The 13,050-nt window shown below is 49.0% G+C and carries 8 protein-coding genes and 2 rRNA genes (1 of these 10 running past the window's edge); 2 read left to right on the forward strand and 8 right to left on the reverse strand.

Going from position 1 to position 13,050, the window contains the following annotated elements:
* Positions 1-32: 32 nt before the first annotated feature.
* From ACJJI1_RS06640 to ACJJI1_RS06660, 5 genes are all read right to left on the reverse strand, one after another.
* Positions 33-1,925: a DUF885 domain-containing protein gene (locus ACJJI1_RS06640; RefSeq protein WP_444958913.1), complete on the reverse strand. Its 1,893-nt coding sequence runs from the start codon at positions 1,923-1,925 to the stop codon at positions 33-35.
* 188 nt (positions 1,926-2,113) lie between these two features.
* A complete protein-coding gene (locus ACJJI1_RS06645; protein WP_444958914.1) occupies positions 2,114-2,935 on the reverse strand; it encodes a mechanosensitive ion channel family protein in 822 nt (273 codons plus the stop codon).
* A gap of 31 nt (positions 2,936-2,966) precedes the next feature.
* Positions 2,967-3,560 (reverse strand): DNA-3-methyladenine glycosylase I, encoded by a 594-nt coding sequence (locus ACJJI1_RS06650; protein WP_444959363.1) that lies wholly within the window; start codon positions 3,558-3,560, stop codon positions 2,967-2,969.
* A 105-nt stretch (positions 3,561-3,665) separates the two neighbouring features.
* Positions 3,666-4,655 carry an SDR family oxidoreductase gene (locus tag ACJJI1_RS06655; RefSeq protein ID WP_444958915.1) on the reverse strand — a complete coding sequence of 330 codons (990 nt, stop codon included), beginning with the start codon at positions 4,653-4,655 and terminating at the stop codon, positions 3,666-3,668.
* Between the two features lie 229 nt (positions 4,656-4,884).
* Positions 4,885-6,993: a prolyl oligopeptidase family serine peptidase gene (locus tag ACJJI1_RS06660; protein WP_444958916.1), complete on the reverse strand. Its 2,109-nt coding sequence runs from the start codon at positions 6,991-6,993 to the stop codon at positions 4,885-4,887.
* Between the two features lie 87 nt (positions 6,994-7,080).
* Here ACJJI1_RS06660 and dtd point away from each other — a divergent pair, with 87 nt between their 5' ends.
* Both dtd and ACJJI1_RS06670 read left to right on the forward strand, forming a co-directional pair.
* Positions 7,081-7,518: a D-aminoacyl-tRNA deacylase gene (dtd, locus tag ACJJI1_RS06665; RefSeq protein ID WP_444958917.1), complete on the forward strand. Its 438-nt coding sequence runs from the start codon at positions 7,081-7,083 to the stop codon at positions 7,516-7,518.
* 109 nt (positions 7,519-7,627) lie between these two features.
* A complete protein-coding gene (locus ACJJI1_RS06670; protein WP_444958918.1) occupies positions 7,628-8,158 on the forward strand; it encodes a GNAT family N-acetyltransferase in 531 nt (176 codons plus the stop codon).
* 32 nt (positions 8,159-8,190) lie between these two features.
* Here ACJJI1_RS06670 and ACJJI1_RS06675 read toward each other — a convergent pair whose 3' ends face one another.
* The 3 genes from ACJJI1_RS06675 to ACJJI1_RS06685 all read right to left on the reverse strand — a co-directional run.
* Positions 8,191-9,183: a YncE family protein gene (locus ACJJI1_RS06675; protein WP_444906927.1), complete on the reverse strand. Its 993-nt coding sequence runs from the start codon at positions 9,181-9,183 to the stop codon at positions 8,191-8,193.
* 818 nt (positions 9,184-10,001) lie between these two features.
* Positions 10,002-10,117 (reverse strand): 5S ribosomal RNA (gene rrf, locus ACJJI1_RS06680).
* A gap of 203 nt (positions 10,118-10,320) precedes the next feature.
* Positions 10,321-13,050, reverse strand: a 23S ribosomal RNA gene (locus ACJJI1_RS06685) (it continues 154 nt past the right edge of the window).

Raw genomic sequence — 13,050 nt, forward strand, 5'->3', positions numbered from 1 at the left:
GCCCGGCTTTTTAAAAGAGTCAGCTAAGAAGCTTATGATTGCTTCACTGATTCCACCCAAGAGGCTACGCGGCTCTCCAATACGGGCACTGGCAAAGCACCGCCACCCAGTACGGTATCGTGGAATCCGCGAATATCGAATTTATCACCCAACTGATCTTCAGCCTGCTTGCGCAGCTCCTGAATCTTCAGCATACCGATCTTGTAAGCAGTCGCCTGGCCCGGCCACGCCAGGTAACGACGCACTTCGGAACGTACTGCAGTCTCGGGGATTGCGGAGTTTTCCAGGAAGTACTCCACCGCTTGCTCTTCACTCCAGCCTTTGGCGTGCAGGCCGGTATCAACAACAAGGCGAATGGCTCGCCACATTTCAGCCGTCAGGTGGCCAAACAGGTTATAGGGATCTTCGAAGGCCCCCATTTCTTTAGCAAGCTTCTCAGAGTACAGCGCCCAGCCCTCTACATAGACAGTAAAGTGAGCTTGAGTGCGGAACTGCGGGATACCTTCCAATTCCTGAGCAATTGAGATCTGCATATGGTGACCGGGGTTGCCCTCGTGGTAGGCCACAGTTTCCATATCAGTCGTGGAATAGGCACTCATATCGGACAGGTGCGCATAGTAAATACCCGGGCGGGAACCGTCGGGTGTGCCGGGGTAGTAATGCTGAGCACCGCCATCCTGCTCACGGAAGGACTCAACCCGCTTTACGACCAACTCAGCTTTCGGCAGAAGGCCAAAGTATTCCGGCAACTTCTTGGTAATATTGTCCAGGAACGCAGTTGAGTCATTCAGGTAGCCCTGGCGACCCTCATCGGTATTCGGGTAGTAGAATTGACCATCTTCACGAATAAACTTGAAGAAGTCCTGCAGGCTACCTTCGAAACCAACCTGCTTCTTGATAGTTTCCATCTCACCACGGATACGCGCCACTTCTTCCAGGCCGATATTGTGGATCTGGTCGGCAGTTAGGTCCGTAGTTGTGGTATTGGCCAGGCGCTGATTGTAGTAGGCCATACCATTGGGCAAGCTACTAGCACCTTGAGGCTCTGCTGAGGCCTCCTGCATATCCGCTTTGAGCCAGGTAACCAGCCCTTGATATGCGGGGAAGAACTCAGTCTCTAATGCCTTGCGCGCTTCCGCAGTCAGCTTGTCTGCCTGCTTCTGATCAATAGTACCGGCTTCGAGCAGCTCAGCGATCTTTCCTTTGGCACCGGCCCACAGAGGTGCATCTTCACCATCGGTAAACGGCGCGCCTTCAATCAATTTACTGGACTGATCAATCGCACCCTCATAGGCAAAGCGCGGGGGGCGGATACCTTCTTTGGACGACAGCTTGGCGCGGTCAAGCAACTGGTTGATCGCGCGGGAGATACCACCGATACGGGTGATATACGCTTGCATATCTTCAACGTTGTCGACCTTGTGGAAGTTCAGCAGGAAGTTGGGCAACTGCGATTGTGCACCTCCCATCTGCTCAAAGATGTAGCCGTGACGGATAAACGGCGCAGCGGCCTTGGCCTGTTCAAACTGATAAATCCAGATATCGTAGGAGGTTTTCCCTTCCTGCGTCAGCTTGCTGTAGTCGAAATTCTTCTTGAGCTCTTCAACACTTTTCTCTTGCCAAACCAAGCGGCGAGCCTCTGCGGCTTCACTCATATCGTCGATTTGGTCGTAGTGGTCTTTGCGACCCAGGTAGGACAGCTGAATCGGGCTGAACTGCAGCTGTTCCTCATAACGCTCATCCAGCCACTCAGTCAGGCGCTTGGTTTCGGCAACCGCATCTACAGTTACTGAGGCCTCGGCAACCGCATTTTGGGGCTTATCTACGTTGGCTACAGTCTGGGTACTCTTGTCACCCTGACAGCCCGCAAGGATAGCGACAGCCAGCAGGCTGGGGATCAGTGGGTTGTTCAGCTTTATCGGCATCTTCCTATCTCGATCAAAAGTTGTACAAAAAAACGCCGCTAACTTTGACACGAATTCGGTGAGGTGTCGATTCATGCCCCCCAGAACGCCATATGTTTGCGTTGAGTTGAGGCAAATCGGAGATTTTGGACTAGGTGGGCCCAATACCTGGAGCAGGATATTGTCACGAGTGACCCTGCAGTAATAGGCTAACGCATAGTGGCAGCCCGGTCCACGATATGTAGCTCTCGCTGGGGAAAGGGTACCGTAAAGCCTTCTGCCTCCAGTGCAGGCTTAAGCTTTTGCATCAGGGACCAGTAAACATCCCAGTACTGATCATTGGCAGCCCAGGCCCGCAACTGTAAATTGACCGCGCTGTCAGCAAGCGCCTTAACAGCGAAACTTGGCTCTGGCTCAGCGAGAATACGGGGTTCCTGTTCTACCAAGCGACGTAATACTGTTAGACCGCGATCAATGTCATCGCCATAGGCAATACTCGCCACAATCTCGATACGGCGAGTCTTATTGCGACTGAAATTGGTGAGCACTTGCCCCCAGATAGCACTGTTGGGTGCGGTAATACGCAGCCCATCAGTGGTATCCAGCTCCGTAGTAAATAGCCCTACCTCGCGAACAGTGCCCATTATGGTACCGAACTGAATCACATCCCCAACGCGGAACGGCCGCAATCCCAGCAATAGGAACCCCGAAGCAATATTTTGCAGGGTATCTTTCAACGCTAAGGCTACTGCCACACCAGTAGCGCCGAGTAGAGCAATTAAGCTGGTAGTGTTAATACCAAAGACATCCAATACCAGCAGTGCGCCAACAATATAAACCGCCCAGCTCGAAATACTGCTCAGTACTGGGCGCAAGGTAATATCAAACCGGTCCGGCAGACGATCAACCGCTCGGCGGGCAAGATGGGCCACAAACAGCGTCACCAAAACTACCAGTAGTGCGGCCGCCAGCTTTAGGGATAATGCTGTTACTTGGGGCCAGTACTCGTTGAGCAAGCTATTAATATTCATCGACCCTCGAAAATAAATCCCTATTTTAAATTCAAGCCAAACCTAAATTCTGCGCCTCATCGACACAACGCTGATGAGCCGGACACGTTTCCAAGTGATCATTGACCATTCCAGTTGCCTGCATATGCGCATACATAATGGTTGATCCCACAAAACTAAAACCCGCTTTCTTTAACGCCTTACTCATCGCATCAGATTCTGCTGTTGTGACCGGCACCTGCTTCATGGAGCGGGGGCGATTAACAATCACTTTTCCACCGGTGAACTGCCAGAGAAAATCCCCTAAGGAAATACCGCGATCGCGCAACTCGAGTGTTGCCCGTGCATTCTTGATGGCCGATTCAACCTTGAGCCGATTGCGAATAATTCCTGGGTTGAGAAGTAATTTCTCTACCTTTTTAGGGGTGTACCGAGCAATTTTTTCAGCATCAAAATTATTAAACAGTTTACGATAATTCTCCCGCTTATTGAGTACTGTAATCCAGGATAAGCCCGCCTGGGCCCCCTCCAGCAACAAAAACTCAAACAGGGTCTGGTCATCGGTAACCGGCCTACCCCACTCCTCATCGTGGTAATTTTGATAAAGTGGTGTAGACAGGCACCAGTCACAGCGCTTTTCCGTCATCATTACTTCCTTTTTATGACTAGCTTGCGCCGGAGAAAAAGTAATACTGAATAAGCTGTAAAACCAAAAGCAAGGCAACTAACCCAAAAATAATATTATTACGATTCACTTCGACTCCAACAAATTGTTCTGCACTAACCAATCGCGACATTCGCATAACATAGTATCCAAAGCCACCCCCGATTGATAACCGAGTTCACGTTCAGCTTTAGCACTACTAGCAACGACTCTCCGCGTTACCAACGTGGCTTTTTCAGGGGTAATAACTGGCTCTTGCCCACTCACCCGAGACCAGAGGTCGGAAAACCAGGCGATAGACTGAATTAGAAATGCCGGTGTGGTGCGTTTTGGTACAGGTTTATGCAATAGCTCAGCGATCTTTCCAAAGAACTCTAAAAAACTGGCATCCGTTCCGGCCAGGATATAATTTTCGCCACACCGCCCCTTTTCAACCGCATCGATATGCGCTCGCGCTACTGCACCGGCATGGCAAAAAGAACCCCAGCCCGGTGGAACACCTGGTAATTGATTTTTATCAATCAGAAAAAAGGTCTGCGCCCAGCTGGTGGTATCGTATTTACCAACAATTGCACAAGGGTTTAGAAATACCGCATCCAGGCCCTGCTCAATTTCCTTGCGAACGGCAATTTCCTCTCTTTTTTTCGTGTACAGATAGTGATGATGAGGGTCATCTGCCAGCTTATCACTTTCTTCAGTAATTCTTTCCTTATGGTAGCCATAAGCAGAAATTGAGCTGGTCACCACCATACGCCCTACATTTTTCTCCCTGGCAACTTTGGCAATATTCGCCGCCCCCTCAACATTATCTTTCCATTGCTGGGCATTACCACCGCGCCACATACTGGTATTAGCCGCCATATGGAAAAGCGCATCGACATTATCTGGGATTACAGCTTGAAGGGACTGAGGATCATTCAGAGAGGCTTCAACCAGGTTGACGCCCAAAGAGCGCAACATATCGGTATTGGAGGTACGCCGATGCATAGCGGTAACTTTCCATCCATCACCAACCAATTGCTCTACCAAATTAGCGCCGAGAAAACCGGTTCCCCCGGTTACAAATGCGTGTTTCATAAATCCACCGGATGAGTTGTTATCGTTATTCATACCCAGTGATTAGCTCTATCGAAGCCACCTCCTTCCGGAAGGGCAGACCGGTTGGCGATACCACCACTCCGACAGAGTGGGCGGCACACTAACTTCACTAGTGACACCGCCGCAAAACTAAACCCCTTTGCAATCGCCCTACCGGGAGTTTTATTGATTGATCCCGCTATTACTCTTGCTGGGTTAGCTGGAAAGGCTACTCGATTTTCATGCCCAGCTGGTAGGCAAGGAAGCTCCACTGATTGGCGAAGTCTTCCACCTGCATCCATACCGGCTTGCCTGCACCGTGCCCAGCCCGAGTCTCTACGGCAAGCCAGACTGGTTTGTCACAGCCCTGATCTTTTTGTAGGGCTGCCGCAAATTTGTAGCTGTGCCAGGGAACCACTCGATCATCGCGATCGGCAGTTGTGATCAGCGTGGCCGGATAGCAGGTGCCCTCACGGGTGTTGTGGACCGGAGAATAGGCATGCAGCGCTTTGAACTCATCGCGATTTTCACTAAGCCCATAATCGCTCGACCACTGCCGGGCATTAGCGGAAGCGGTATGATATCGCAGCATATCCAGGACACCGACTACCGGTAATGCCGCCGCAAACAAATCCGGTCGTTGTACCAGCGTTGCCCCCGCCAATAGTCCACCATTGGAGCGACCACTAATAGCAAGCTTTTCAGGGGAAGTGACTTTCTCCTCGATCAGCCACTCAGCTGCAGCGATAAAATCATCGAAGACATTTTGCTTTTGCGTCTTGGTACCCGCCTGGTGCCAAGCATTGCCGTACTCGCTACCACCGCGCAAGTTGGCCAGTGCCAGGGTGCCGCCCATATCCAACCAACCGACAAAGCGGTTGTAGAAGCGCGGTAACTGAGCGGAGTTAAAACCACCATATCCATAAAGCAGCGTCGGGTTGGAGCCATCTCGCTTCATTCCCTTCTTATGCACGACGAATAGAGGCACCCGGGTACCGTCCTTACTCTTATAGAAATGCTGACTCACAGTCAGATCGGAAAAGTCTGCTGCATATTTTGGCTGCTTGAACAGTTTGGTTTCACCAGTCTGTACATTCAGGTGGTAGATACTCGGCGGGGTAATAAAATTAGAGAAAGCGTAGAAGGTCTCAACTTCATTCGGCTCACCATAAAACCCCTTCACTGAGCCCACCCCTGGCAGCTTCAGCTCGTACTGTTTCTTACCGTTAGTATCGGTCACCAGCACTCGCGATTTCGCATCCTCCAGGTAGTGAAGCACAAAGCGATCACCGATATAACTGGCACTCTGCAGGGCACTAGTCGTCTCCGGCACCAGATCGCGCCAGTGTTTGCGTTTCGGCTTATTCAGATCAATAGCGATTACACGGCCCAGTGGTGTTCCCGCACTGGTCTCAAAGTAAAAGGTGCTGCCTTTATTACCGAGATACTGGTATAGGCCATCCCAGTCATCCAGAAGCTTAACTACCTTGCCGCTTTCATCCCGTAAATCGCGATAGTAAAAGCCGTTCGAGTCATAGCCATCGAAGATGCCAAACAGGAGATAGTTGCCATCGTCACTCACCGTCGCGCCTGGATTGCGGGTGGGATGATCAGTAATTTCATAGACCAGTTGATCACTCTCCTGGGCATCTCCCAGTCGGTGAAAATATACGGCTACCTGTTTGCTATCATCCGCCGTGCCATCTCTGTTAAACGGGTACCGGCTATAGTAAAAACCGGACTCATCCGGCGCCCAACTGGCATCACTAAACTTGATACCGGTCAGTTGTTCCTTCAGATCCTTGCCTGTCTTTAGGTCGCGAATACGATAGTCGGTCCAGTCAGTGCCACCATCCGAGATACCGTAAGCCAGATAGCGGCCCTTTGGACTGACTTTGAGGCGCTTGGCAGCAATAGTGCCATCTTCACTTAGGGTGCGTGGATCTAAAACCGTATCGCCCTCAGCAGACAGGCTAGAGGCCTTATAGAAAACATTCTGATCCCAATCACCGGTGTTGTAGCTGTAGTAATAGCTATCGCCCTTCTTGTACGGAACACCGTAGCGCTCGTAGCGCCATAGTTCTGCAAGCCGGTCATTGATTTTCTGCCACCCGGGCAGCTCCTTCAAACGCGGTAATGAATGGTCATTCTGTTTAGCCACCCAACTCTTTACCTCATCACTGGACATTTTTTCCATCCAGCGATAGGGGTCAGCCACCTTTTGACCAAAATATTCATCAATTTGAGCACCCGGCTTACTATCCGGATAGCTATCAGCTGCGTGAACACTCACCGCAGCAAGTGCACCGGCAACCAGTGCCACTAGCTGTCTCTTCATACCGTTATTCTCGGTTTCTCTACTGGGAACAGTCCGCTAATCTAGGCGATTTAGACGATCGGTTCCAGAGCAGCAGAGAGAAGTGAGATGAAAGGATTGATCCAAAGGGTAAGCCATGCCCAGGTTAATGTAGCGGGAGAGGCCGTTGGGGCCATAGATAAAGGTATCCTCCTGCTGCTAGGTATCGAAGCCCAGGACACTACTCATAGTGCAGATAAGCTGCTGCACAAAGTCCTGAATTACCGTATTTTTCCCGATGATAAAGGGCGTATGAATCTCAACCTCCAAAAGGCGGGAGGTGGGCTCCTGATTGTCAGTCAGTTCACACTAGTTGCCGAAACTGATAGAGGTTTACGCCCGAGCTTTAGTCGCGGCGCATCACCAGAATACGCGGAGGAGCTCTACAACTATTTCGTTAAAAGTTCCAAAGCCCAATTTACGCCAGTGGACACTGGAATATTTGCAGCGGATATGCAGGTTTCACTAGTCAATGACGGCCCGGTAACTTTTATGCTGGAAACCTAGATACCTTCCACAGGCTCTTTCTGTTGTTTCACCTAATCAGGAAAACTCTACCAGTTGGTTAGGTTGCTAATGACTAAAAAATATCGCTAAAAAATGGAGAGGCAAAAGGATGACTAAGAAGCCTATAGTAGTAAACAGTGATATCAAACTCGATCCACTTTTGGATAGTGACACACAAATCATCTTTACCTTAATTGAAAATAACAGACCACTGCTAGAGAAATATCTCTATTGGGCAAAGCTTGTTGTCGACCTCCCAACCACAGAAAAATATATTGCCGACAGAGTATTTAGCAATAGTTTCGGAGCATCCTGGTACAAGATCCACTATTCAGACAAGGTAGTCGGGATCTTTGGTATCAAGGAAATTGACCTTGAAAAACAAAATGCAGAAATAGGATATTGGTTATGTAAAAGCTGCCATGGCAATGGAATCGTGACTCGAATCGTAAATAAAATATCTAGCTACTTGAAAGATTTGCACGATATTCAAGCGTTGAAAATTCACTGCTTATCTGAAAACAGTGCCAGTATAGCCGTAGCAGAACGCGTAGGTGGAGTGCATAGTGAAACTATTCCAAATTATTATTCGATTGATGGAATATTTCAGGACTTAAAAATCTACACAGTTCCTACCTGATTCATTAATTTAACAGTGGAGTGCAGGAATATTTATTGCTGAATATTTACTGGGCTCCACTCAATACCATCTGACCCTTGTCCCGCATTAAATATACGCTTAACTTTCCAAGTTGCGGTATCTATTTCAACAACTTTTCCGTCTCTCTGAGAACCGGCAAACAAAAACTTTCCGTCTGGAGAGAAAAATAGCGATGCTGGCTGTCTGGCCCCTGCGCTGCCGACATCAATCTCATGTAACTGTTTACGGGTCTTGGCGTCATACACGAGTATACGATTGCCATTTAAGTCTGCTACAGCTACCACTTCACCATCAGGGTGAAACCTGATTCGGATAGGCAGAAAACCAACATCTATCGTTTCTTTTTGCTTTAATGTTTCAGTATCGAAAATAAAGATATTTTCTGACTGATTATTTCCTATCCATAGCTCGCTATTATCGGGGCTTACCCACACCGCCTCCGGCCCATCCCCTGCCGGTATTGTAGATTTCAACTCCATAGTCTCTGTATCAATTACACTGAACGTATCCGACCCCCGGCTAGTAACATAGGCGGTCTTCAGATCAGGTGATAGTGCAAGCATATGGCTACCTACCTGATCAGTACGGGCAACGCCCAATACTTTTCCTTCAGCCACATCCACCTTTATCACGTCGCTGGTTTCTTCTGTTGTAACAATCACATTATTGCTGTCGCCCAGCCAAGCGATACCGTGTGGGCCTTTGTGTGGACTGATATCAATTCTTTTCAGACGCTTACCGCTCGCGATATCGAATACATTCAGCTCTTCTCCCACGTAGCCATCTTCAAGATAAGAAACTACCACCACTTTAGATTTATCCGGCGACACTATTAATTCATGGGGCGAACCTCCAGTTTCCGGTTTCTTAACCTCTTGGCCGGAAGCCAGGTCAATAAAACTCACAGTGCCCTCATATTTATTTCCTACTACCAACGTCTGCGCCCTTAGCGATCCAGCAGCTAAAAGTACTAATGACATGGAAATTAAAAGTAGAAATCTCATTAGCAAGCCTCTCGGAGGAATTTGTCGCTAATAGAATGCTTCCTTAACAGCACACCCCAGCGAGCTTTTTAGAACTGAAAAGTCAGTCCTGGTTATCCACTGCAACACTGGATAATAGATCGTAAAAATAGAACTCTTTAGATGTTTTCTTCATTACAGGGATGTTACTAACAGAATTCTTGGATAGTACTGTGCATAACTTTTGGATAGAGGTCTGGAAGCCTTTAATTTCGTGCAATGAAATAATTCGATTAAAAAACCAACGAAAAAAGTGTCAGGTTATCCACTAAAAGTAAGAGCAGAACGTTACTAACAGAAAGTCTGGATAGAGTTGTGCATAACTTTAATAAACGGGCTGCAGGCCCCGTGGTTACAGGGGATTACTGCAGAGACTAAAAAATCACCGATATTTTTACCGGCTAAATTTAATTTTTGGCGGGAGTGGTATGGGTACTTTTCTGAGTTTTACGCGAGTTATTTTTGTTGGATTATTTTTTGAGTGAGTGTAAAGGCATTTGGAGAGAAGATCGGTAAAGACCTATTTTTATAGGCTTTTTAGGAGAGCGTCTGTTTAAGGTGCTCAGGTAGTTTTAGGTTTTTCTTTTTTTAATTACTGACTGATTTTTTAAATAGAAAGTTGAGCATTAAAGTTTTCCAGAATTACTTTTATTTTTTCTATTTAATTTTTACTAAGTATTTTCTGCTTTCCCTCTCTTCCTTCCCTTTCTTATTTTTTTAGCTTTTGTTTTTTGCTTCTTTAAAATATTTTCAGCCATAAAAAAAGGGCCACCCTATTGGGTGGCCCTTTCGGATTAGAAGCCTGACGATGACCTACTCTCACATGGGGAAGCCCCACACTACCATCGGCGATGTTGCGTTTCACTTCTGAGTTCGGCAAGGGATCAGGTGGTTCCACAACTCTATTGTCGTCAGGCAAACTGGCTTGGGTTGGCGTTGGTCTTATAAGCAATGTGCTTGGCCTGCCGCGTTATCGCTGTTTGCCTCGGTCATGTTGTTGACCGGCGATAACCCCAAATAAGTCGGTAAAACAATCTGTAGTAATACACCGCAAGCGATCGTATGTCTCTAACTCACAATCCGCTAGCTTAGCTAGTCGTTAGTAACCATCTCTGTTGTATGGTCAAGCCGCACGGGCAATTAGTACTGGTTAGCTCAACGCCTCACAACGCTTCCACACCCAGCCTATCAACGTGGTAGTCTTCCACGGCCCTTCAGGAGGCTCAAGGCCTCAGGGAGATCTTATCTTGAAGGAGGCTTCCCGCTTAGATGCTTTCAGCGGTTATCCCGTCCGAACATAGCTACCCGGCAATGCCACTGGCGTGACAACCGGAACACCAGAGGTTCGTTCACTCCGGTCCTCTCGTACTAGGAGCAACTCTTCTCAAATCTCCAACGCCCACGGCAGATAGGGACCGAACTGTCTCACGACGTTCTAAACCCAGCTCGCGTACCACTTTAAATGGCGAACAGCCATACCCTTGGGACCGGCTTCAGCCCCAGGATGTGATGAGCCGACATCGAGGTGCCAAACACCGCCGTCGATGTGAACTCTTGGGCGGTATCAGCCTGTTATCCCCGGAGTACCTTTTATCCGTTGAGCGATGGCCCTTCCATACAGAACCACCGGATCACTATGACCTACTTTCGTACCTGCTCGACATGTCTGTCTCGCAGTCAAGCGCACTTATACCATTATGCTCATTGCATGATTTCCGACCATGCTGAGTGCACCTTCGTACTCCTCCGTTACTCTTTGGGAGGAGACCGCCCCAGTCAAACTACCCACCATACACTGTCCTCGATCCGGATAACGGACCAGAGTTAGAACCTCAAACATACCAGGGTGGTATTTCAAGGACGGCTCCACAACAACTAGCGTCGCTGCTTCAAAGCCTCCCACCTATCCTACACAAATAGGCTCAAAGTTCAGTGCAAAGCTGTAGTAAAGGTTCACGGGGTCTTTCCGTCTAGCCGCGGGTACACTGCATCTTAACAGCGATTTCAATTTCACTGAGTCTCTGGTGGAGACAGCGTGGCCATCGTTACGCCATTCGTGCAGGTCGGAACTTACCCGACAAGGAATTTCGCTACCTTAGGACCGTTATAGTTACGGCCGCCGTTTACCGGGGCTTCGATCAAGAGCTTCGCCGAAGCTAACCCCATCAATTAACCTTCCGGCACCGGGCAGGCGTCACACCCTATACGTCCTCTTACGAGTTTGCAGAGTGCTATGTTTTTAATAAACAGTCGCAGCCACCTGGTCACTTCGACCGGCCTCAGCTTAGGGAGCAAGTCCCATCACCAAAACCGGCGTACCTTCTCCCGAAGTTACGGTACCATTTTGCCTAGTTCCTTCACCAGAGTTCTCTCAAGCGCCTTGGTATTCTCTACCTGACCACCTGTGTCGGTTTAGAGTACGATTCACTATTACCTGAAGCTTAGAAGTTTTTCCTGGAAGCAGGGCATCAACCACTTCACCCACTAAGTGGGCTTCGTCATCAGTTCTCAGCCTTAGGGACCCGGATTTGCCTAAGTCCCCAGCCTACAACCTTAAACATGGACAACCAATCGCCATGCCGGCCTAGCCTTCTCCGTCACTCCGTCGCAGTAATAGCGAGTACAGGAATATTAACCTGTTTCCCATCGACTACGGCTTTCGCCCTCGCCTTAGGGGTCGACTAACCCTGTCCCGATTAGCGTTGGACAGGAACCCTTGGTCTTCCGGCGGGGAGGTTTTTCACCTCCCTTATCGTTACTCATGTCAGCATTCGCACTTGTGATACCTCCAGCAGACCTCCCGATCCACCTTCAACGGCTTACACAACGCTCCTCTACCATGCTAATAAATTAGCATCCGCAGCTTCGGTTATCAGTTTGAGCCCCGGTATATCTTCCGCGCAGGCCGACTCGACTAGTGAGCTATTACGCTTTCTTTAAAGGATGGCTGCTTCTAAGCCAACCTCCTAGCTGTCTGGGCCTTCCCACATCGTTTCCCACTTAACTGATATTTGGGACCTTAGCTGGCGGTCTGGGTTGTTTCCCTTTCCACGACGGACGTTAGCACCCGCCGTGTGTCTCCCGCGATTGCACTCCTCGGTATTCGGAGTTTGCATGGGGTTGGTAAGTCGGGATGACCCCCTAGCCCAAACAGTGCTCTACCCCCGAGGGTGAGACGCGAGGCGCTACCTAAATAGCTTTCGAGGAGAACCAGCTATCTCCCGGCTTGATTAGCCTTTCACTCCGATCCACAGGTCATCCCCTAATTTTTCAACATTAGTGGGTTCGGTCCTCCAGTTGATGTTACTCAACCTTCAACCTGCCCATGGATAGATCGCCGGGTTTCGGGTCTATTGCCTGCAACTAAACGCCCTATTAAGACTCGATTTCTCTACGGCTCCCCTAAGCGGTTAACCTTGCTACAGACAATAAGTCGCTGACCCATTATACAAAAGGTACGCAGTCACCCCGAAGGGCTCCTACTGCTTGTACGTATACGGTTTCAGGTTCTATTTCACTCCCCTCTCCGGGGTTCTTTTCGCCTTTCCCTCACGGTACTGGTTCACTATCGGTCAGCTGGGAGTATTTAGCCTTGGAGGATGGTCCCCCCATATTCAGTCAAGATAACACGTGTCCCGACCTACTCGATTTCACTCTAAATGCCTTTTCGTGTACGGGGCTATCACCCTGTATCGCGGTACTTTCCAGAACCTTCCACTAAAACATAAAGAGCTTAAGGGCTAATCCCCGTTCGCTCGCCGCTACTAAGGGAATCTCGGTTGATTTCTTTTCCTCCGGGTACTTAGATGTTTCAGTTCCCCGGGTTCGCCTCCATAACCTATGTATTCA

The sequence above is a fragment of the Microbulbifer maximicatervae (SeqCode) genome, assembly GCF_052467065.1.